At 43.7% G+C, this 22,711-nt stretch carries 22 protein-coding genes; 7 read left to right on the forward strand and 15 right to left on the reverse strand.

Annotation, left to right across the window (positions count from 1 at the left end; genetic code table 11):
- Positions 1-238 precede the first annotated feature (238 nt).
- The gene (locus tag SJY39_RS15085; protein WP_010432340.1) at positions 239-991 is read left to right on the forward strand and encodes a hypothetical protein; all 753 of its coding nucleotides are present in this window, start codon (positions 239-241) and stop codon (positions 989-991) included.
- A 775-nt stretch (positions 992-1,766) separates the two neighbouring features.
- Here the strand turns inward: SJY39_RS15085 and SJY39_RS15090 are convergent.
- The 5 genes from SJY39_RS15090 to SJY39_RS15110 all read right to left on the reverse strand — a co-directional run bounded on the left by SJY39_RS15090 (position 1,767) and on the right by SJY39_RS15110 (position 7,666).
- Positions 1,767-3,050 carry a serine hydrolase gene (locus tag SJY39_RS15090; protein ID WP_010432338.1) on the reverse strand — a complete coding sequence of 428 codons (1,284 nt, stop codon included), beginning with the start codon at positions 3,048-3,050 and terminating at the stop codon, positions 1,767-1,769.
- Positions 3,051-3,304: 254 nt separating this feature from the next.
- Complete coding sequence (locus SJY39_RS15095; RefSeq protein ID WP_016767959.1) at positions 3,305-3,913, reverse strand: DUF3299 domain-containing protein; 609 nt, start codon at positions 3,911-3,913, stop codon at positions 3,305-3,307.
- Between the two features lie 94 nt (positions 3,914-4,007).
- A complete protein-coding gene (locus SJY39_RS15100; RefSeq protein WP_010432334.1) occupies positions 4,008-5,528 on the reverse strand; it encodes a M20 family peptidase in 1,521 nt (506 codons plus the stop codon).
- A gap of 342 nt (positions 5,529-5,870) precedes the next feature.
- A complete protein-coding gene (locus SJY39_RS15105; RefSeq protein WP_372042772.1) occupies positions 5,871-6,749 on the reverse strand; it encodes an NAD(P)-dependent oxidoreductase in 879 nt (292 codons plus the stop codon).
- Between the two features lie 17 nt (positions 6,750-6,766).
- A complete protein-coding gene (locus SJY39_RS15110) occupies positions 6,767-7,666 on the reverse strand; it encodes a LysR family transcriptional regulator (protein WP_016793267.1) in 900 nt (299 codons plus the stop codon).
- Between the two features lie 85 nt (positions 7,667-7,751).
- Here SJY39_RS15110 and SJY39_RS15115 point away from each other — a divergent pair, with 85 nt between their 5' ends.
- Entirely contained in the window at positions 7,752-8,030 is a 279-nt protein-coding gene (locus SJY39_RS15115) for a DUF2798 domain-containing protein (RefSeq protein ID WP_016790512.1), read from the forward strand.
- A gap of 242 nt (positions 8,031-8,272) precedes the next feature.
- Here SJY39_RS15115 and SJY39_RS15120 read toward each other — a convergent pair whose 3' ends face one another.
- The 4 genes from SJY39_RS15120 to phhA all read right to left on the reverse strand — a co-directional run bounded on the left by SJY39_RS15120 (position 8,273) and on the right by phhA (position 10,701).
- Positions 8,273-8,989, reverse strand: a complete 717-nt coding sequence (locus tag SJY39_RS15120; RefSeq protein WP_010432326.1) for a YebC/PmpR family DNA-binding transcriptional regulator — start codon at positions 8,987-8,989, stop codon at positions 8,273-8,275.
- Between the two features lie 96 nt (positions 8,990-9,085).
- Positions 9,086-9,295: a DUF3283 family protein gene (locus SJY39_RS15125; protein ID WP_010432323.1), complete on the reverse strand. Its 210-nt coding sequence runs from the start codon at positions 9,293-9,295 to the stop codon at positions 9,086-9,088.
- A 283-nt stretch (positions 9,296-9,578) separates the two neighbouring features.
- Positions 9,579-9,917 (reverse strand): 4a-hydroxytetrahydrobiopterin dehydratase, encoded by a 339-nt coding sequence (locus SJY39_RS15130; protein ID WP_010432321.1) that lies wholly within the window; start codon positions 9,915-9,917, stop codon positions 9,579-9,581.
- Positions 9,907-10,701 (reverse strand): phenylalanine 4-monooxygenase, encoded by a 795-nt coding sequence (gene phhA / locus SJY39_RS15135; protein ID WP_016787479.1) that lies wholly within the window; start codon positions 10,699-10,701, stop codon positions 9,907-9,909. The genes SJY39_RS15130 and phhA overlap by 11 nt, the downstream gene beginning before the upstream one ends.
- A gap of 199 nt (positions 10,702-10,900) precedes the next feature.
- Between phhA and SJY39_RS15140 the strand changes: the two genes are divergently transcribed.
- A complete protein-coding gene (locus SJY39_RS15140) occupies positions 10,901-12,937 on the forward strand; it encodes an acetoacetate--CoA ligase (protein WP_102270649.1) in 2,037 nt (678 codons plus the stop codon).
- Positions 12,938-13,138: 201 nt separating this feature from the next.
- Here the strand turns inward: SJY39_RS15140 and SJY39_RS15145 are convergent, their stop codons facing one another.
- Entirely contained in the window at positions 13,139-14,833 is a 1,695-nt protein-coding gene (locus tag SJY39_RS15145) for an FAD-binding oxidoreductase (protein ID WP_016792768.1), read from the reverse strand.
- Between the two features lie 315 nt (positions 14,834-15,148).
- On the reverse strand, positions 15,149-15,769 hold the full coding sequence (locus SJY39_RS15150; protein ID WP_016794881.1) for a glutathione S-transferase family protein: 621 nt from the start codon (positions 15,767-15,769) through the stop codon (positions 15,149-15,151).
- A gap of 144 nt (positions 15,770-15,913) precedes the next feature.
- Here SJY39_RS15150 and SJY39_RS15155 point away from each other — a divergent pair, with 144 nt between their 5' ends.
- Positions 15,914-16,798: a LysR family transcriptional regulator gene (locus SJY39_RS15155; RefSeq protein WP_010432310.1), complete on the forward strand. Its 885-nt coding sequence runs from the start codon at positions 15,914-15,916 to the stop codon at positions 16,796-16,798.
- 125 nt (positions 16,799-16,923) lie between these two features.
- On the opposite strand, the gene SJY39_RS15160 is transcribed toward SJY39_RS15155, so the two are convergent.
- Positions 16,924-17,841 carry a LysR family transcriptional regulator gene (locus tag SJY39_RS15160; RefSeq protein ID WP_016767953.1) on the reverse strand — a complete coding sequence of 306 codons (918 nt, stop codon included), beginning with the start codon at positions 17,839-17,841 and terminating at the stop codon, positions 16,924-16,926.
- A gap of 117 nt (positions 17,842-17,958) precedes the next feature.
- On the opposite strand from SJY39_RS15160, the gene SJY39_RS15165 reads away from it, so the two are divergent.
- From SJY39_RS15165 to SJY39_RS15175, 3 genes are read left to right on the forward strand one after another with little or no spacing between them, the layout of a single operon-like run.
- Positions 17,959-18,900, forward strand: coding sequence for an NADP-dependent oxidoreductase (locus SJY39_RS15165; RefSeq protein WP_372042773.1), 942 nt, complete (start codon positions 17,959-17,961; stop codon positions 18,898-18,900).
- Positions 18,901-18,951: 51 nt separating this feature from the next.
- Positions 18,952-19,578 (forward strand): putative quinol monooxygenase, encoded by a 627-nt coding sequence (locus tag SJY39_RS15170; protein ID WP_010432303.1) that lies wholly within the window; start codon positions 18,952-18,954, stop codon positions 19,576-19,578.
- Positions 19,579-19,590: 12 nt separating this feature from the next.
- A complete protein-coding gene (locus tag SJY39_RS15175; RefSeq protein WP_016794880.1) occupies positions 19,591-19,902 on the forward strand; it encodes a DUF1330 domain-containing protein in 312 nt (103 codons plus the stop codon).
- 265 nt (positions 19,903-20,167) lie between these two features.
- Here SJY39_RS15175 and SJY39_RS15180 read toward each other — a convergent pair whose 3' ends face one another.
- From SJY39_RS15180 to SJY39_RS15190, 3 genes are all read right to left on the reverse strand, one after another.
- Entirely contained in the window at positions 20,168-20,854 is a 687-nt protein-coding gene (locus SJY39_RS15180) for an SGNH/GDSL hydrolase family protein (protein WP_016787475.1), read from the reverse strand.
- 84 nt (positions 20,855-20,938) lie between these two features.
- Positions 20,939-21,643, reverse strand: a complete 705-nt coding sequence (gene maiA / locus SJY39_RS15185; protein WP_010432297.1) for a maleylacetoacetate isomerase — start codon at positions 21,641-21,643, stop codon at positions 20,939-20,941.
- Between the two features lie 21 nt (positions 21,644-21,664).
- Positions 21,665-22,702: a fumarylacetoacetate hydrolase family protein gene (locus SJY39_RS15190; protein WP_372042774.1), complete on the reverse strand. Its 1,038-nt coding sequence runs from the start codon at positions 22,700-22,702 to the stop codon at positions 21,665-21,667.
- Between the last annotated feature and the right edge of the window lie 9 nt (positions 22,703-22,711).

Genomic DNA, 22,711 nt, shown 5'->3' on the forward strand with positions numbered 1-22,711 from the left:
TAACACATTTCTATCATCACGCTCTAATTTCAATTCAAAATATCTTCCCAAATACACTTTAAACAGGCGAATAGATATATTTTTCACCACGAGAAACCGAGCTCACCCCCTTTCCTGACGCTGCTTGGATGGCAGCGATGGTTCGAGCCCATCGCTAGAGAGTTAATGAGTCTAAAAACCTTATGTAAAGTTGCGTCATTGCTTCGGCAACTTAACTTAAATAACTCAGGAACGTACCATGAACACTCTAAAAATGACCGCTTTGTCTACTGCTTTACTTGCTACCATTTCTATTTCTGCATTTGCTGGCGATGATACTCAAAAAGTCGATCCATCCGATATGACTCGTGCCAGCTCTAATATGTATGTTGCAACCAATAACAAAGGTGACCTAAAACTATCAGGAGCACTATCATACGCTTATGACAACGGACAGATGTCTATGTTCACATTGGAAGGTTCGATGGATAATGAAGGTAAATATAAAGACAGCCGAGCTCAATATTTCCATGTGTTCAACATAAATAATGCTATTACACCTCGCGTAGCCGCATCATTAGATATCATTGATAATGCAAGCTTTACTACTGCTGCAGTAGGTGGTGTCGCTATTTTCAGAACTCCAATCGACTCTCTGACCTTTTTTGGCCGTGCAGCAGTAATGGGCGGTGAATATTCAGATAGCACAACAAATGCCTTTGGTGTTACAGACAATAGTATCGTAGGTGGTATGGCTGCTGCTTATGCAGTTTGGAAGCCAGGCGCCGATGGTACTTATTTTGCAGCCTACCCAGAATTTACGTACATGGATGGTGATATTGAAACGAGTACTGTTAAAACCACCCTACTGGCAGCAACTCCTTTTTCGGCAGACAAAACACGTTGGGGACAAGTCAAGGTTGAAAATACTTATGGAAGCATGGAATCAACCAATCAAAAACTAGACATTGACGACACCGTGGTTTGGTTCCAATACAAAGTATTCTTCTAAAACGATCAAAAACCATCATACGTTAAAAGGCGAATCGAGAGATTCGCCTTTTTTAAATTTTGTTTCTCTTACATCCTCTCACTTTTCTCTATTAAAATAGCCACGATTTACTATTCAGTTCGGCCTTACCTTGAACTGACTCTCTATCTCTATCTCTATCTCTATCTCTATCTCTATCTCTATCTCTATCTCTATCTCTATCTCTATCTCTATCTCTATCTCTATCTCTATCAAGTTACATCTACATCCCGTATTGATTCAACACTCAAAACCTTATTCCAGCGAGCGAATTCGATGCTTCTATTGATTGATATCTAACTGTTTACGTTTGCTAGTGCATACCTAAACCCATCAAGATAAGTGAATTCAAACGAAGCCTCTCTTGAACTTACACTGCATCCTAACCCTGCGTGTATTGCCAATGAGTATAGGGTAAGAGGAGCGAATGTATCGTCTGAATGCAATGAGTAACGGGAAGAAGCTCAAACAAGTCGTATCTATATGATGACGTAAACTTATTTAGGCTCTGACATCGGTGTTTAACCACGAGCCTAAAACGCATAACAGTGTTACTACAGCGATAATGGATAGTGCTGTAGATAAATAACCTAAAGGTTTCGTGATGCTTAATCACCCGCTCGCAAGGAATCAATAACCAAACTCAGCAAACAAAAAAACGCCAGTCAGGCGACTGGCGTTACAAAAAAGATAAAACTTATTCAATGTTCAAATCTATCAATGATTGGTCACATTAGGTGGTAATCATCGTGCATAATTAGCGGCTAAAATATTTCGCAATCTCACGAGCATAAGTTTCTTCTTGGTTTTTACCGTTACTGGTTGAAAAGAAAGATATAACTAAGTCTTTTTCTGGTGAAATATACACACCTTGACCGCCAACACCTGCCTTGAATAAGTCGCCATCCTCAAAGATTGCATCAAATTGATAACCATTCTTGATGTTTGTGTCGTTGTAGAAAGAGTTTTCCATCATCTTGCCAACATAACCACCACCGTAAGCTTCTGAGTTACCAGAGTCTTGAATTAACGTAATGACTTCTTTGCTAACTCCACCATTACCCAACTTTATGGCGGACGGAGTAAGTAACATGCCGAATTTAGTCATATCTTCAATTGTGGTATTCATTGAGAAAAACATTAAAGGGTATCCCCCTTGTGGAGAAACGACAGTATAAGCGTCATTATTAGCCCCCATCTTCTGCCACATATCACGGCTGACAATCTCATTCATGGGTAAGTTACGAACGTTCTCAATAAGCCGAGCTAGAACAAACGTATTAATTGAATTGTATTCGAATGTTTTTCCGCCCGGTGCTCTTCGCTTCATTTCAGCAAGTACTTCAAGTGGGCTTTGGTTGCCTTGACCTTCAAACACGCCAATGGAAACCGCCCATTTAAACCAAGGTTGTTCTGGGTTTATACGTGAGTCTGCCTCTGGCTCATCATGCTCTGTTGCGTTCAAGCCTGTCGCCATATTTGCAGTATCAGAAACGGATACCATGTCCCAGTCAGATCCCTTTAATTCAGGAATGTATTTAGAAATAGGGTCTCCTGGGTTAACTTGCCCCTCGTTGACCAATTTAGCCAGCTCGATACCTACTGTAATTTTCGAGTTTGAAAACCAATTATGCTTGTCTGTTTTTCGCATCGTGTTGTAACGCTCAAAGACAACCTCTCCGTTCTTAACAACAAGAAAAGCATCGACAGGATAGGAATTGAGATGTTCGTTTAGAGTCTTGCTCTCACCGTGTACAGTCGCTGATATTTCGCCAATATTTTGGTCAATTTGATATGGGAATTGATAGACAGGCCCATCCCGTTCTATTTGAGCGGTAGGGTAGAAACGACTTAGGTTCTGCCAAGCAAACTTGGATTGCTCGATAGGAAACTGAAGTTTAACTCGATTGCCTTTTTTCAAAAAAAAGTCATGAGTGTTGTAAACATCTACATTTGTGGATGATTCATTAACGATCTCATTAGCACACGCTGAGCCTGCCGACAGAGCCGTTACTATGGATATAGCGATTAAGCTTTTCATATTGGTTTTCCTATTGGTATATAAGTGCTGTAGGGCGGACTGCATGCAAAAGCTGCGAGCCAGTCGCCTTTGTTAATACAGATACGGTATAAGGAAAACGGAATAACACCTCATCGCCTCCGATGGATTGCCCCCATCAAAGATCGAAGTGGGGAGCATGAAGATAAGTGAGTTAGACGGTACATAGTGAGCCGATTGAACCTAACGATTCCCCCGTTAGTCACCATTTTATATTCTAAATTCGTTGAACAGATTTAGTGGTAAAGCTCAATATCCGACGCATCAATGACGTATCCAGTTTGAATATCTTGATTGCCATCAGAAAGTGCAACCGACGTATCTACCGCCCCTGTTTTAATATTCCCTGTCACCCATACTGGTGTGTATAAACTTTGTAATTCATGGCCTTCTGGAAATTCGACTAAAATCGTTTGGTTTACAGGTGGGGGAGGTGTGTGAATGCAAGCCCCTGCGGTAGGCACCAATATAAACTGCTTTCCTATTAAACCTTCCATTTCGAGCGGTACTAAAAATCCGGCTAATTTCATATCGTTAATACTAAGGTCGGGAACAATATCGTTCGTTTGTTGTGTTCTTTGTACAAGCAGCTCACGTACGTTTAAGCCAAATTGTTCAGCCAATACCACACGTTGATTGTATCCATCTTTTTCCATTGGACTTAACTGACGAGTTTTTTGAACAGCCTCGTAGGCGTAAATCTCAGAAAGTAGCGCCTTATTCCCAGGAGAAAGAACCTGATACTGATTCTGCACAGGTCTTAATGACTCCCAAGATATCGTTTCAGCAGCTTGTGTGAACAAACTAAAACAGCAAGCCATAACCATTAATAATGTATTTTTCATGTCAATATTTTCTTATTAGAACAAGGGCTAATGAAAAAATGGCTAAGAAAATCTTAGCCATCGTCTCGTTTTATATGAGTCAATAATATTTAAATTACAAACTTTCGAGGTTATCCATTAGTTGGTAGAAGAACCCAATAGAGCGACCGTATTCTTCAACTAAGATACGTTCGTTCACGCCGTGGAAGCCTTCGAATTCTTTTACGCTTTCTAATTGTATCGCCGTCATTGTATATACATCAGGGGCAAAATCTCGCGCTTGGAAGTGTTTAGAGTCTGAACCACCAATAACAAAGAACGGTGAAACAATCAGATCATTACCCCAAGTTTGGCGAATCGTTTTCTCTAACATGGCATAACCGGGACCACTAGGATCCGCAACATTGGTTGCAGGCGTTGATGCTGAGATATCACGAATGGTCATTCTTTCATCGCCGATCGCTTTCTTCACATGTTCGATAATCACCTCAGGAGTGTCACCCGGCATCGGTCTAAAGTTTACAACTGCAGTAGCTGCTGGCGGTAATACGTTGTCTTTAATACCAGCATTAAACATAGTAACCGCCGTTGTAGTATGAAGCATGGCGCGAGTAACCTCATTTTTAGACATCACATCAATAAATTTTTTCTCTAAGTCCGTCACCGTGTCGTTTTCGCCATAGGCTACGGCTTTGTACAGTGGTTGCTGCGCTTCTGGGAGTTCCGGCCCCATGTATCGATATTGGTATCTCACCGCATCATGAATTTTGTAAGGGAATTGCGCTGCTTCAACTTTCTCAACTGCTTTTGCTAACGCGACAATATTCGATTCTTCTCCCGGTTGTGATGAGTGACCACCAACACCATTAATAGCAATCTCTAGACTAACGAACCCTTTTTGAGCAATGCCGATTAATGCCGTGTTTTCACGGATGCCAGGAAATATACCTGGGACAAGAGGAGCAGATTCATCCATAACAAACGCAATTTTCTCATAACGTTGCTCAATGATATCAGCCGCGTGCTTGGCACCTTCTGGCCCACCCACTTCTTCGTCGTGGCCGAATACAAACAAAATGGTACGTTCAGGCTGGAAACCTTCTTTTAGCTTCATCTCAGTAGCTTCTAACAGCGCCTGAAGTTGGTTTTTGTCATCTAATGAGCCACGACCCCAGATATAACCGTCCTTAATCGCGCCTGAAAACGGCTCTTCTTTCCACTCATCACGAGACTCTTCTGCAATTGGTACTACATCTTGGTGCGCCATAAAAATAGCGGGAGCAAGTGATGGATCTTTACCTTCCCACGTGTAAATCAAGCTGAAAGGGCGCGGGTCACCGACTTCTTCTCGCTTGAGTGTTTTGTGCACTAATGGGTACGATTCTTCAAGAAATTGATGATAGTCACGAAAAGCCTGCTCATCAAAATCACTGCGATCTTGGTTAGAGATAGTTTGAAACTGAACCGCTTGCGATAAGCGTTGCGCAGCACCTTCTATATCAACTTGAATATCCACTTTTTCGACGCCTTGCATTTGCATCGAACTAAAATCTTGCTCATCAGCCCATACTGAAACACTAGCGGTCAATGCCAAAGCAGAAGCGATACTGGTAAAGAGTTTTGATGGTTTTGTCATGATTTGAAGCCTTAATTAGGTAGAAAGTAAATCTGTGTTTTGGTTTATGCGGTAATTATTAACGAACAATACAGGCCAAACCAATCTCTAGCGATGGACTCCACCCATCAGAAGGCGTCGGGAACAATTTTTAGGGGGATAAGTAAAATTAGACATGACTTTGTAGGGGGAAAAGTTTTTACATTCTCGGAAATGCTCCGAGCTCACCTTAAGATATGAGATTTGTGACAAGGTTTTGTTCGATGGTGAGTTTCAGAACCAACGCTTTCACTGCATTCCTAAGTTCACACAAACAAAAATAGCCGCTAATCAGCGGCTATTTTTGTTATCTAAGCAAAGTTTTTACGACTTTTTCGTCTCTTCAACCACGGCTTTCATCAATACTGATGTATCCATGCGGCCCTGTCCTTCGGCAGACAGCGCCTTGTAAGCGTTGTTGGTCTTTTCCGTCAATGGCAATTGGATACCTTGACGCTCTGCTTCATCTAGGCAGAAACCTAAGTCTTTGGTCATCCAATCAATGGCGAAACCGAAATCGAACTTGTCTTGCGCCATTGTGGTTGCTCGGTTTTCCATCTGCCATGAACCAGCTGCGCCGTTTTTAAGGCAATCAACCAATGTTGGGACATCCAAACCTGATTTCTCTGCAAGTACCAAGCCCTCAGATAGGCCGTTCAATACACCTGCAATGCAAATCTGATTGACCATTTTCGCGCGTTGGCCTTGGCCGACTTTGCCCATTAGAACTGACGACTTACCGTAAGCTTCAAATACAGGTTGAAGGTCGTTGAATAGCTCTTGTTCGCCACCACACATGATGGTTAATACGCCGTTTTCTGCGCCCGCTTGGCCACCAGACACTGGTGCATCCATAAAGCGAACACCCGCTTTCTTCGCTGCCACTTCAAGCTCTTCAGACAGAACCGCAGACGTTGTGGTGTGATCAACAAGAATCGCGTTTGGCTTCATTGCGGCCAGAGCGCCTGTTTCACTGGTCGTCATGCTGCGCACATCGTCGTCGTTGCCGACACAAACCAATACTACGTCAGCTTCGGCTACACATTCAGCCACGCTCTCAGCAGCTTTACCTTGGTGTTTATCAGCCCAGTCTAATGCTTTGCTGTGAGTGCGGTTAAATACCGTCACTTCAAAACCGGCTTTGACTAGGTGGCCTGCCATTGGGAACCCCATTACGCCTAGCCCGATAAAACTTACTTTCATTTCTTACTCCTTTTTATTTAACTCAGCTCATCGTGATGGAATGACTGAACGCTCTCAATCAAGGTTTCGATAAGCAAGGTCAAAGCCTTCGGCTGATATTTTCTTTCTTTGTACACTAAATACGCTTGGCGATCACCCCGATGATACTCAGGGAGCACTTGAATCAGATTCATTTCTGGAGAAACATGGCGAAAAGGCAGTGAGGCGATACCCAGCCCCTTTTGCGCTGCGGCCGCAACGGCATAAATATCATTAACGATGAACTTGGGTTTAATCGTCACCATCTGCTCTAAGCGATCGGATTTGTAGAGCGGTATATCAAACACATCATCGACATTAATCCACTCTTGATGCTCGAGATCGTCTGGATTTTTAATCTCTTCACGAGAATCTAAATATTCTTGGCTCGCAAAAAAGCCATGCTTGGCCTTAAACAGTGGTCGAGCAATCATGCCGTCCATGTCGGAAATTTTAAACGTGATCAACAAGTCACGATCGGTTTCAGGCACTACTTGCTGCTGACTCAAAATGAGATTGAGCTGCACGTTCGGATACTGAGTGAGGTATTGCTCAACCGTTGGCCGAAGAAAACCACTATAGAAGTTATGAGGCACCGCGAGCTTTATCTTGCCTTGAATCGCATCGCGCTCTTCAAGCAGGCAACTAAACCCTTGATGCAAAGATTCCATACCACTGCTCAGCGCTGCAAAGGCCGCCTCACCGTCTTTGGTGGCCACCAGCTCTCGTCCTTTCTTTTCCAGAAGGCGGATGCTCAAGCGCTCTTCCAAGGCGGTTAACCGACGCGACATGGTCGACACAGGCAATTGCAGACGTTTCGATGCTGAAAGCAAAGAACCCTCTTCAACCACTGCGCAGAATAAAAACAGATCATCAATGTTTCCAAATATGGAATTCATACTTCTATACGTGCCTATTTTTCTCATTAATGGATATATGTAACCTTATCTCATCAACAACAGAAAATCACGGGAGAAACATACCATGAACAATAAACAATTTTGGGTCACCGCCCTTTTGTCTTCCCTGACCATGGCAACGATTATGTCTGGAGTTATCTCAGGTTATAAAATGGGATTCAGCCACGAATGGCCGTCGATTTGGCTGCAAAGCTTCTTTATTGCTTGGCCTTGCGCATTAACGCTCAACCTAACCGTACTGCCATTGATTCGAAAATTCGCAGCATGGATTTGCAAGCCAAAAGCTAAAACGATGCCGACCCCATTGCCTGAAACTTCAACTTCATCGGAAATGATGAACTAAATGGGTTACTCAACTAGGTCGATCATGTCGCCAATATGGAACGATGATCAAGGGAAATTCGTCCGGTAGTTTCGAACAAATACGGGAAATGAAAACAACGATCAATCTCGGCCTGCAAGCAAAAACAAAGAAAACAGCCAACACCCAGAGTCACACTTTTAAGTTCTTCTATCTCTGAATAAACGGCATAAAAAAACCGAGCACTAGGCTCGGTTTTTTAATAACTGTTGTTACTGTAAAGATTACAGCTCAGCGTTGTGGTAAACCTGCTGAACGTCATCACAGTCGTCAAGCATGTCTAAGAACTTCTGGAACTTCTCAGAATCTTCTTCAGCAACTGGTGTAGTCGTTTGAGGAACGAAAGTGATTTCCTCAACGTCTAGAGTTAGCTCTGGGAACGCAGTGTTTAGTGCAGTCTTCGTTTTGAAGAACTCAGTCGTTGGAGCGAATACAGTGATAACACCGTCTTCTAGCTCAACGTCAGTCACGTCTACGTCTTCCATCATTAGCGTTTCTAGAATGATCTCGTCATCTTCGCCTTTAAACTGGAATACAGCTTGGTGAGCGAACATGTGAGAAACAGTACCTTCAACACCGATTTTCGCGCCAGTCTTAACGAAACATTGGCGAACGTCTTGGAAAGTACGGTTGCCATTGTCTGTTAGACAGTCAACGATTACGCTTGTGCCACCTGGGCCAAAACCTTCGTAACGAGCTGGTTGGAAGTCTTCACCGCCGCCGCCGTTAGCTTTGTCGATCGCTTTTTCGATAACGTGAGCTGGTACTTGGTCTTTTTTCGCTTTAGCAATCAGGTGCTTAAGAGGTAGGTTCATGTCTGGGTCAGAGCTACCGTTCTTAGCCAGTACGTAAATCTCTTTACCGTATTTAGAATAAACTTTAATTTTTGCGCCTGCAGTTTTCGCCATTGAGGCCTTGCGCACTTCAAAACTTCTTCCCATCGGGATCTTCTCTCTGATTCAGTTAACGGAGCAAATTCTAGCAAATTACTGTGTCATTTCAATTCTACAGCTTTGCTGGGTAAGGTTTGTCTGCGTTTATGCGACACCCATTACCCGTTTGTATTTTTCTACAGACTGTTCAAACCAAGCCTTTTCTTCTGGATCACCTAGCTTCATTGCTTCTTCAACAATGGCTTCAGGGCCACATTTCGCTTGCTTCAGTTTCCATACAAGAAACGATGCCTGCTTATCCAGTTCGATTTTATTTTTCTCGCTGGGTGGAAGGAGTGAAAGGTTGATAGACATTATTAGCCTTCGTCTGTAATACACTTGGCCGAGAAATATATCATAGAGCAGCCTCATAAAACCAATACTATGAGCAATAGTGGGGGTTGTAGGACGAGAAAGCGGCAAGTCACTGATGCAGGTCAAGCTAGTTTGGGAGAAGTTACACCCTATGATACGAAAGTATCGCTTATTCAACTCATACCATGAGTTGATTAAGGTGATTATTCAGCTCACCTTATGAGCCGAATAATGAGGTAATAACACCACATAAGGTTGCAAGAGTAACCCCTAACCCAAAATACTATTCACTCACAGCAAGCACATCACAGCGTGAGGCGCAGATGAAATCATTCTTGTGCAGGCCTTTGATTGAGTGGCTCCACCAAGTAACCGTGACTTTGCCCCACTCCAATAAGATCGAAGGGTGATGGAATTCTTCTTCTGCCAACTCCGACACTTTATTGCTGAATGCCCATGCTTGTTTGTAGTTCTTAAACTTGAACACCTTCTCAAGCTGTGGGGTACCGTCTCTTTCGATGATCTGCCAATCAGACAACTCCAACAGTAAAGACTTTTGTTCGTCTTTACTTAGGGCAATCGCGTCGATACTGCAGGCTTCGCATTTTTGTTCATTCAACATGTGTTGGTTCCTTAGGTTCAAAAAGTGGTGGTAATAATCCCTCATCTATCGCTAGATCAGCTTGCTGCAATAGGTTTTCCTGGCTGATTTTGAAGAGTTCAGACAGCTTATCAATCACATAATATTTCGGTTGTATAATATCGATACGATAAGGTGTTCTTAATACGGTTTGCAGATCAAACCGCTCACGAACGGCCAAATCCGCTCCCAGCGCATACATGGTTTCCGCCGGAGACGAAAGAATGCCGCCGCCATAGATTTTCAGCCTATCGCCTTCTTTTACTAAACCGAACTCGACCGTAAACCAATACAAACGGGCAAGATAGGCGCGCTGTTTAGGTGTTGCTGCTTGGCCTAGTTTTCCGTAATGCTCAGTGAATGTCGCAAAATCGATATTGGTGAGCATGGCACAGTGTCCGAAAATTTCATGGAAGAAATCGGGCTCTTGTAAGTAATCGAACTCGTCTCGCGTTCTCAGAAATGTCGCGACTGGGAATTTCTTATTGGCGAGCAAATCAAAGAAACGGTCGAAATCGATCAACGCAGGCACAGGCTGAACCTGCCAACCTGTTGTTTTAATTAGAACTTTATTTATTTCTGGAAGCTGGGGAACTCTGTCTAATGGCAGATCCAGCAGGGTCAAGCCATGCAAATAAGCATCGCATGCACAGTCATTAATGACGTCCAGTTGCCTTTTTACCAAGTCGTGCCAAATAGCGTCTTCTTCGAGGCTCCACTCAACCCATCCCTCTTGGCTCACGGGCTTAGAATGATATTGAGTCATTACACACCTCCTTTCGAATGTCTCACTTTAAGCCTATCTCCACTCGTTATATCCGCCAATTTGCGCGACTTTTCGAAACAGGCGATCGTGTAACATTTTATTTACACAATTCCGACAGCCCCTTATTTTGCTGATCTTTTGACTTTGTAAAACCTAAATACCAGACTGAAAACGTTAACTTTTTGTTAAAGGTAAAGGAATGCACGAAAGCAATAAGCCAGTTTGGCAACCTAGCGAGCAGCGCATCGCAGACGCCAACTTAACCCAATTCATGGATAGCCTTGCTCAGCAGGGCGTACTCGGACGGGAATTACAAAACTACACGGATTTCCATCAATGGTCCGTGGAACATCCCGAGTCGTTTTGGCAGAACGTTTGGCAGTTTTGTGGAATGGTGGGCTCGCAGAACAGTATTGATAACGCACAAAGAGAGCTCATCAAAACTCAAGGAGAGAGCCGCTGGCTGCAGCCTAAATCGAATCGCGATGCAGTTTGGTTTCCGAATGCGCAAGTAAACTACGCCGAAAATTTGCTGCGCTTGGCGCATGAGATACCGGATGAACGTGCTATTTGGTTTGAGAATGAGCGTGGCGAACAACAGAGTTATACATGGCAAACCCTAAGTGAAGGCGTCTCTAGCGTTCAACAATGGCTTGTTGATAACGGAGTTCAACAAGGTGATGTGGTTGCTGCTTATACGCCTTATCTACCGCAAACCGTGATAGCGATGTTGGCGACCACCAGCTTAGGGGCGATTTGGACATCGACCTCTCCCGACTTTGGCGTAGAGAGTGTGATTGAACGATTTGGCCAAGTGAAACCTAAGGTGCTATTCACCTGTGATGGCTACACCTTCAATGGCAAAACGTTCGATATGACGGACAAGAACCATGAAATCATCGAACACTTAACCGAGCTAAAGCAGGTGTGTCAGATCGGTTATTTAAAGCCAAGTGATGATTTAGAGAAGAGCAATTTGGAGAAGAACAAAGTTAAACATGGTGTGTCAATCCAAAGTTGGATAAACATCATTAGTCACTATCAACCAAAGCCTCTTCGATTTACTCGTGTGAACTTTAATGAACCACTGTTTGTACTCTACTCTTCTGGCACAACGGGCAAACCCAAGTGTATTGTGCATTCTGTCGGTGGCACCACCATCAATCACCTAAAAGAGCATCAACTTCACTGCGATGTTAAGCCACACGATCGCATGTTCTACTACACCACTTGTGGTTGGATGATGTGGAACTGGCACGTCTCTGCGCTCGCCAGCGGGGCTTGTTTGGTGATCTTTGATGGTAGCCCGGTTTATCCGCAAACCAATGTACTTTGGGACTTGGCACAGCGCGCGAATGTATCGTTGTTTGGCACCTCAGCCAAGTATTTAGAGGCGATTGAGAAAGCCGAATTCTCGCCAATAGACAGTCACTCGCTTCCTCATTTGAGAACACTGTGCTCGACGGGATCCGTGCTTTACCCAGAGCAGTTTGATTACGTTTACAAACACATCAAACAAGACCTGCATTTAGCCTCAATTTCTGGCGGCACGGATATTTGTGGCTGCTTTGTATTGGGTAACCCGATCTCGCCTGTGTATCGCGGTGAGTGCCAACAGGCAGGGCTTGGAATCGATATCAAGGTGTTCAACTCTTCTGGTGACAAGGTCAATCACGAACGTGGCGAACTCGTGTGTACAAACTCCCTACCCAACTTCCCTGTTGGTTTTTGGAATGACACAGGGGGGCGCTACCACAGCACTTACTGGGACAGGTTTGATAATGTGTGGCATCACGGTGATGAAGTCGCACAGAGCATGCATGGTGGCTACCTGTTCTACGGGCGAGGCGACACCACTCTCAACCCTTGTGGCGTGCGAATTGGTACTGCCGAGATCTACCAGCAAGTGAATACCATTGAGGGCATTGTTGATTCGATAGCAGTCGGCAAAGACATCGACCGCAATGAGCAAATATGGCTGTTCGTTCAACTGCAGCAAGGTGTGAGCTTAGATGATAACTTACTGACAGCCATCAAAAGTAAACTCAAATCCTCTTGCTCACCGAGGCATGTACCAAGCCAGATTTTTGCGATCAGCGACGTGCCAAAAACACGCTCTGGTAAATTGGTGGAGTTGGCAGTGAAGCAGGTCGTGAATGGCAAAGATGTAGAAAACCTCGGAGCAATCGCTAACGCCGAGGTTCTAGAAGAGATAAAGCGTGCTGTTTCGCTGTAGCGCTGAGACCTAGAAGAACATGATTTAGAAATAAAAAGTCCTCCGTGGAATTTAACGCCGCGGAGTTTTTTTGATCTTCGTATTCGATTTATCTAAGTGGGCTAATCAGCACGAGCCTGTCATTATCAATCAAGGTTTGAGCTGTTCCAATCGGTTGTCCAACCATCTGTGCCTCAAACCTCGAATAGCTAAACTCAAAACTCAAAACTCAAAACTTTCAGTATAAATTTGTGCTGCTGGGACGCCTATTGAAACTAGGTACTCAGTCATATCCCTCATAAATTGAGTCGGCCCACATATATAGGCTTGCTGGCTAGCCGCATTCGGCACCACCTTTTCCAGTGCATCTTCTGTCAACCGCCCCTGACGACTACTAATGATATTTATGTAATTGAAACTAGGGTAATTCATTGCTCGGCGTAATAATTCTGATTGGCTAATGAGGTGCTTTTCATCTCTTTCTATGTGGATCATAGTAATATTGGTTTGGTCTTGTAGTGAAAATGCGCCGATACCACGAACCATCGCCAGATTAGGCGTAATACCAATGCCAGCACTCAGTAACAGCAAATGTTTAGGAACGACCGGTTTTTGCGTTTCTATGTCCAATCGAATTGCAGTCATTTCGCCTTGAACACCCAGCAATTTAACTTGCATGCCGAGCTCCGCATGGTCGTGTAACCAGTTCGTTAGCAACCCATTTGGGACACGCTTCACCGTAATATCTAATGTATTGTCGCCATTAATACTGTTAGGAGTTTCCGATAGAGTCCAAGTACGTACCTCAAGCGGTTCACCATCGGGAATATTGGAAAATTCAAAAGTAGCATATTGACCAGGCAGAAAAGCAATACGACGCGGTATCACAAAGCGGAAAGTCTTAACATGCTCGCTTTCGTCCACAATTTTCGCCAACGTTGCCACTTGCGGATATTCAGTTTCAGAATCTAAGATTTCTGCACCCGCTACCACAGGGTTATAAGGAGAGTAATCTAAGCGTTGCCAACGATGGCTGGTAACATTGTCTGTTCGGATAAGACTTGTTATGTGAAAGACTATTTTCCTTGAAGCACCTTCATAACTCCCATCGTGTGCCCAATCTACAGTTGCTCGGCCTGTCATTTGAATCATGCTACCTGATTCAAAATTTACTAAAGTAACTCCAGCTCTATCACAAGATTCCAAATTACCCGAGGTAAAAAACATGCCATTACCACGATACTCAGGCCACTCTATGATAGATGGTGATATTACTCGTATAAAACCTGGTTGCCCGCCTCTATGATTGCAATCAGCACCGACATTAGGTGCGTAACTGCCGATCCACAAAGTATCGATTGTCCGAACAAACGCTTGATCATCAGGAGTTAACTGAGTGCGGATTACTGCCTTTGCATCTTTGTTTAAGGCAGACGCTTCATTTGATGCATGGATGATTTGTCTACGATTAATGTATTTAGGGCAGTTGGGGCTATATTCCTCAACTTGTAAATTCAATCCACGGCTCTCTTGATTCATTGAAGTTAGCGAAGTGCCGCTAATGCGATGTCTTATTCTTCTATTTAAATCAATTCCTAATAATGAAAGAGGCGTGCCAGGCTCAATAAATTTAAGTATTTCAGAGTTTGGGATGCAACTTGCGGAGATTGAAATTTCGTGTTCTGAGGTAGCCGTTAAATCACCAGCTTTGCCGAACAAAGGGGTTACCCACACAGACTGACTCTTTATATCAACACTTGCTAAAGCGGCAAATGATTGAGCTGCCAAAAATGCATCATGACTAGAAGAAAAGCTAAGGGCACTGCGCTTACCGGCAGCGAGTTCAGCGGCTGCGCCTCTTGTTCCCGCTTTGTCTTGGGCTGCTAATTCCCCCGGATGATAAGATAAAAAAGACATAGTATCCCTTATTTTTTCGTTGTTAATTTGCTTGCTTCAGAGCTTTAAAACCATCGAGGCTTTCTACCGAAAAAAGCCATGTTTATAGCTGAATCCGTGCTAGTCATGGATGGTGATTAATTAAAAAACTGACGGTGCTGTCCAGCATGTGCGGGCAAACAGCCTGTCGATAGAAATGAACGATGATCTATCACGTCCCTACTCGTACCAGCATATTAGCTCTCCCTTATAAAAGGGAGAGATGTCACTTTTCAGATCGTGTAATCGTCTATTTATGAGCGTGCCTCGTAACGCTTCTCACGCGAAATAGCCGTGTTAGGCATAGAGCCCTACAGCTGTGCGAGGCATCGCTTTGAAGCCATCAAGATTCTCAATGTTGCTTAGCAGACGGAGTACATTCGGGTACTTGTCTAGCGACACGTTACCTTCGGGTGCATGAGCCACATATGAGTAGACGGCAATATCCGCAATGGTTGGTCGACCACCAACCAAGAAGTCTTTGTTAACCAATAAAGTATCGAGTTTGGTAAGTGCCTTTTCAGCAACAATTTGACAAAACTGAGCATCGAATGGCGCGTCAAAAACAGTAATTAGACGGGCAGCAGCTGGACCAAAAGCTATTTCACCAGCGGCCAGTGTTAAGAACTTTTGCACTTCAGCTTCTAGCATAGGATCCGAAGGAAGAAAGTCTGGAGCATATCGGCGCGCCAAGTAAACGAGGATGGCATTTGAATCGCTGATGACAATGTCATTGTCTTCAATGACCGGTACCTGTCCCAAAGGGTTTAATGTTAGGAACGGTTCTTTTTTGTGCTCTCCTGATGGAAGATCAACATAAACAATTTCGTGTTTAATATTGGCAATGCTTACAAAAAGTTCCACACGGTGTGCATGGCCTGATAATGGAAAACTGTAGATTCGAATACCATGTGACATTGTAGCCTCCTAAACGGACTGGTTTGATTGTGTATGCTAGGAGTATATAAGGTGTTTAATAGGTTATAATCTACCCATATATACAATAATAATGTACATTTTGTAGATAATTATAATTCTGAGGTCAGCAGAGAAAGGGAGTTTATGGACACTATTGAAGCGATGCGGGTTTTTGTTAATGTGGCACGTCAAAAATCCTTTACTCAAGGAGCAAAGCAATCAGATCTGAGTACGAAGCTAGCAAGTAAGTATGTTCGTCAACTTGAAGCGAGATTGGATGCTCAACTTTTTTATCGAACTACACGCAGCGTGACATTAACCGAAACGGGACGAGCTTACTATAAGCGTTGTCAACCGATACTAGAGCAGTTTGATGAGCTCGAAGACTTGGTACAAGACCGTCAAAAAGAACTTTCAGGGACTATCCGGTTAACAGCATCCACAGGCTTTGGAAGCAAAGAGTTGATAGAACCACTGCTAAGCTACCAAAAGCAGCATCCCGAAGTAAAAGTCGATCTTCGCCTGTCAGACAACCATATTGCGGTCGTGGAAGAGGGCGTCGATATTGCAATAAGATTTGGTAAGCTGCAAGATTCAAATTTAATGGCACGAAAGCTAAAAGATATGCGAGTGGTATTTTTTGCTTCCCCAGACTATCTAAGTCTCAATGGCTTACCTACTCATCCTGAAGAACTTGTCGATCATAACTGCCTGCTTTTTCGTAGCTCTACTGATTCGAAAAACTGGCATTTTAACCTCAATGGCCAAATCGTCTCTTGCCCAGTGTCTGGGACTTTCAATGCAGACTCACCAAGGGCAATTACCAATATGTCGCGTGGTGGTTTAGGTATCGGAATTGGGCCGTATTACGCCGTCGAAAACCATGTCAAATCAGGTGAGCTAACGTTGCTTTTCGAAGAGATGGAAGTAGAGCCAATGGGGTTATACGCCGTATATCCCGAGAACCGACATTTAACCGCAAGAATCAGAGCTTTAATCGATCATCTTGTTGCTTGGTTTAACGACTAAGCGCTAACCAGTATTAGGAATTTAGGTGCCTCGCTTATATCTAGTTCTGGGCGAATTCTGACCGGCTCATTTACATTCTAATGAGTCTCAGAAATAGTCTTAGTGTGCTCTAGGTAAGAGCCAAACTACATCAGTAAATCCCCGTATCTCACTTTATTGGTATCTACGATTTTTTTCTCAATAAAGTCTAAGAATACTTTAACTCTAACGGGTAAAACTCTGCCAGGTGGCCGTACCGCCCAAATTTTTGTGTCGTTCACAAGCTTATAATCCGGAAGGATTTGAATCACTCGACCAGATTTTAACGAAGGCCCTGCATGCCAGTAAGAGGCCATACCAATCCCCATACCAGACTCAACAAGATCACTGACCGCATCCCCTAAGTTTAAGGAGATCGGATTTGCTACAGATACCTTGTGTACTTTCCCGTCAGCACTCATAAACGCCCAATCGACAGCATGACCCAAGGGCAAACATCGATGCTTGAGTAAATCTTCTGGGCTTTCAGGCGCACCATATTTTTCAATATAGTCTGGTGAAGCAACTAGCATAATTGGATTGTCAGCCAGTCGCCTCGCTAACAGGTTACTTGAAGACAAGTTACCAATACGGAAGGCTAAGTCGTAGCCATGCTCAATTAAATCCTCGGTTTTATCGTTAAAGTCAATTTCCAATTCAAGATTAGGATACAGCTCGAGTAACTCAGGGATAAAGGGAACAATGTAATGTCGACCATATGAAGCTGATACAGCCACTTTTAATCGCCCTTGAACATTGCTTTCGCTACCTTTGAAGACATTTGCCACCTCTTCAACATCGTCAACAATGCGTCTGGCATGAGGTAGAAACATTTCACCATCATGAGTCAATGTGATGGTTCTTGTTGAGCGATGGAACAGTTTTACGCCCAGCTCCGCTTCTAATTGTTGGACTCTTTGGCTGGCATTAGTCGTTGAAAGCCCAAAGTCTTCGCCAGCACGTCCAATTTTTCCTATTTCTACAACTCGTAAGAATAACGCTAAGGTTTTTAGATCAAAGTTCACTTCATCCGCCTCTCTATTAATCCCGAATTTAAGGATAGTCTTTCCTTAATCTGCTAGATGATACCAAATAGTGGCATATATATAATCATTTACGAATTCACCAACGGAGACAAACCAATGAAAGCAATTATTACTCATCAAGCAGGCGGCATTGAAAACCTACAGTTGCACGACGCAGAAAAGCCAACAATTAGAGCCAATGAAGTACTAGTAGAAACTCGAGCCATCAGCATTAATCCTGCGGATACCAAAGTGAAGTATGCAGAAGAAGCGTTACTTGATTTGTATGGCGAAGAGCGTCCTATCATTTTGGGGTGGGACATTGCAGGCACAGTGATTGAAGCTGGTGCAAACGTCACCAATTTCAAAGTGGGTGATAACGTCTTTGGTATGGTGAATTTTCCAGGAAATGGTAAAGCGTATGCGGAGTATGTTGCCTCTCCAGAATCACATATCGCATTAATACCTGAGGGCGTTAATTTTATCGATGCAGCAGCAACCACACTTGCTGCCATGACAGCCTATCAGGCATTAAACGGTCGGGTAAACCAAGGTGATAAAGTTCTAATTCATGCGGGATCTGGCGGCGTGGGCCACTTTGCCGTTCAAATAGCCAAACAGATGGGCGCTTATGTTTATTCGACAAGTTCGGTTCGAAATAAGGATTTTGTGATGTCACTTGGTGCAGATGAGCACATCGATTACCGTGAGCAAGACTTTGAAAAAGTACTTCATGATATTGATTTAGCGTTCGACACGGTGAGTCCAGAAAACGCTGAAAAGTCGCTACAAGTGCTGCGTTCTGGTGGTCAACTCGTTTCAATTACTATTCGAGAGCCTTCAGATAACATGCAAAAAACTGCGTTTGAATCAAATTTAAAGATTACTCCGCTTCTTGTTCAATCTAACGGTGAAGACGCTTCAAAAATTTCTGAAATGCTCGCCAACAACTCGATCAAACCACACGTATCTCAAATTTTCGAGTTTAAAGATTTAGCTCTGGCGCACACTGCTGTCGAAACTGGCCGAACCGTAGGTAAAGTTATCGTAACGGTTTAGTTCCCATAAGTCATTGAAGTTAAAATTAAAAATCTAGCAAGGTGTAGAGTAATGATTAACCAAATTGTAAAGTTCACAGTAAAGCCAGAATACGAAGACGAATTTCAACAACAGCTATTGGAGCACCAACTAGCGAGTAGCCAAGAAACTGGCAATGTGGAGATGCGAATCTATGTTGATAACCAAGATTCGAATCTATTTTTTGCCTACGACCGTTGGGTTAATCAGGAGGCTTTGGATTCACACTTACAGCAGGCACACACTCAAAAACTCATCAAACTGACAGAAACTGCTTTGGTTGAGCCTGCGATGGTTTTGAACCTTAGTGAAACAACCCCTGCGCCTGTGGCCTTAAAGCAAGCAGATAAAGAGGATGAGAAATTTAATATTTTCTTCATTTTCAAACTAAAAATGGAACATCGTGAAGCGCTAATCGCCCAGTTCGAGGAGCATATTCAACACACTCGCACCGAGGCAGGTAATTTGTTGTTTGATTTGTTTACCATTAATGGCAATGACGACACGTTAGCCGTGTATGAACACTGGAGAAAAGAATCGGATGTTTGGGATATCCACTTTAATCAACCTTATTCGAAAGTGACTGGGGCATTAATGGAGAAAGCCGTGGTAGGTGATATGAACCAGTACATGAACTTTGTCACTCAAATAGCGGGTTGATTGGAGATAATAATGACGGCTTATTATGTAGTTAATTATGATATTGCGGATGAAGAACTTTATGCGCAATACAACCCTGGGTTAAATCATGTCACTGCTAACACGGTTGCAAAGCATGGTGGTGAGATTTTGGTCGCAACAAGTGAAGGTCAAACACTGTCGGGGCAATGTTTACAAATGAAAATAATCATTCAGTTCCCAAGTAGAGAAGCTGCATTAGCATGGGATAATGACATTGAATATCGTGACGCAAAACTCATACGCCTTGCTGCCACTACCAATATAGATTGCTACATTGTAGACAAATTGGTTGTTCCGTCTTAATACCAAGAATCTTATTTAAGTACAGGTAGTGGAAGGCGTAGCGGATGAGTAAAGTTGATCGTTACTTTTAGGTGATTCGAATACTTTGTAGAAGCAGAGATTATTCGCATCACCTTAGTTTTATTGGCTTCTTAACAAGCTTTTGTCCCGCGGCGTTCAATCTAACCCTCACCATAGTTTGCCAGGACGAAAAATATCAAAGCAAAAGGATGACTAGAAATACCAACATAAGGCTTTCTAACCTCGGAAAAGCCTGCAGCTATAACTAAACAGCGGTTTCCAAGATGGTGGGGATTCGCTTTGCTAGTATCTCAGCAAACTTTTCATGCTGAGATGCTTGCCAATGTATACCTTCTTTTGGGCAAGGTTGGATTTCGGTTGCAGCATCAAAGAAATGACAACCCAGTTCTTGGGAGCGAAGTTTAAAATAGTGTCCTAGCTGCTTTGATTTAGCTTCAGCGTTCGTAAAACCCTCTTTTAATGGATTCACTTCAAGGACATGAGTAGGTGACACTAGCAAGACTTCAGCAGGCTTAGTCATAAAACCGTGTTGATAGTTTTGTATCAGTTGAACGAGTCTTGCAGCCCCTTTAGATATATCACTGGCAGTCAAATTGAAACGAGATTTGAGGTCATTGGTTCCAAGCATCAGTATAACAAGATCGGGGTGATGGCTTTCTATGCACGGTAAAAGGTAATCTAGCCCTTTTTTTCCTGCTTCATAAGGGTCATCTAAAACGGTTGTTCTGCTGTTTAAACCCTCTTCAATCACGACATAATTAGGGAGTTTTGATTGAAGTAACATCGTCCAGCGCTCTGCACGGTTATATCTACGCGGTAAGTCTGGGGAACATCCCCAAGTGTTGGAATCGCCAAAACATAGAACTGATTTCATAGCCATTTTATTCGTTGATTTAAAGATATTTAATTGTATTACAAATAAAATAAACATTGTTAGCACTACGTCAGACACACCTTAGATGTTTGTGGTCTATCGTATTGCAGTCGAAATTAGCCGTAAAGTGTTGCTATACGTTTACGTAAGTACATTCGCATCCGCTTGGTTCTCTGGTATCGCCTCAATAAAAGCGGGTAACTGGTTACACGCTTCGACAATCGAGTTAATCAATGGATACGGTGACATATCAACGCCAAAGCGCAGTGCGTTATACACCTGTGGCACCAAGCAGATATCGACAATGCATGGTGAATCGGTGATGCTATACACCGAATCACCGTGTGTTTGACGATGCTTAGAAAGCTTCTCTTCTAAAGCACAGAAACCTTGGCTCATCCAATAATGAAGCCAGTCTATTTTTGCCTCTTGCTCGCAAGACAATTCTCGCTCCAAATACTGCAACACGCGCAGGTTGTTCAGAGGGTGAATTTCTATCGCAATATCCTGAGCCATAGCCAACGCTTGATAACGCAGCGGTGTTTGCTCTGGAATTAGCGAGGAGTCAGGGCTGCTCTCACACAAATAGTGTTCATCGAGATATTGAAGAATAGCCAGTGACTGATTGAGTTGAACTTCACCATCCACCAGCACGGGCACTAATTCACTGGCGTTGAGCTCACGATATTGTGGGTCATGCTGCTCGCCGCCATTACGCACCAAGTGCACCGATTTAGACTCGTAGTTGAGTTGCTTCAGGTTTAATCCAATACGCACTCGATAGGCTGCGGACGAGCGCCAGTAACCGTAAAGTATAATGTTCTTGTTCACGATGCTCTCGCTCATACAGAAATCCTATTACGTGGATTATACCGCTCGATACTGGCTCACTTTTTGGTCAATCGCACCAAAAATGGAGTCACCCGCTGCATCAAACATCTCAAGCTTGATCGAATCGCCAAACGACATGAATTTAGTCGACGGTTTACCATCACGAATCGTCTCAATCATTCGCACTTCGGCAATACATGAATAACCCACACCGCCTTCGGCAATTGAGGTGCCGTGGTCAGTCCCTTGCTTATTAGAAACCGTGCCCGAGCCTATGATTGTGCCTGCCGACAATGGGCGAGTCTTCGCGGCATGTACCACTAGCTCGGCAAAGTTGAAGGTCATATCCACGCCTGCATTCGGACAACCAAAAGGTTGGTTGTTGTAGGTCGATATCAGCGGTAAATGCACCTTGCTGCCTTTCCATTGTTCGCCAAGCTCATCAGGTGTTACCGCAACTGGAGAAAACGCTGAAGAGGGCTTAGACTGGAAGAAACCAAAGCCCTTGGCGAGCTCAGCAGGAATCAAACCGCGCAGCGACACATCATTCACTAACATCAACAGACGAATTGAATCATGCGCTTGTTTGGCACTAGCGCCCATTGGCACATCTCCAGTAACAACCGCGACTTCACCCTCGAAATCGATACCCCATTCGTCACTGGCAAACTCAATATTGTCACGCGGACCAATAAAGGTATCCGAGCCGCCTTGATACATAAGCGGGTCGACCCAAAAGCTTTCTGGCATTTCAGCACCACGAGCCTTACGCACCAGCCCAACGTGGTTTACATACGCGCTGCCATCTGCCCATTGATAAGCGCGTGGCAGAGGCGATTCACAATATTGAGGCGCAAAGACTTCACTGCCTATCACATGCCCAGTATTAAGCGAGGTGTATAATTCTTCTAACTGAGGCGCAACACTGTCCCAGTTATCCAAAGCTACCTGCATGGTTGGCGCCAAATGCATCGCGTGAAAAATCTCCGTCGCTGGCACACACTGTTTAAGATCTCTACTCACGACCATCAACAGACCATCGCGAGTACCATTTTTCTTGGTTGCTAATTTCATCCTTGTTGC

It is taken from the genome of Vibrio sp. R78045 (assembly GCF_042466085.1).
GTDB classification, from domain to species: Bacteria; Pseudomonadota; Gammaproteobacteria; order Enterobacterales; family Vibrionaceae; genus Vibrio; species Vibrio cyclitrophicus.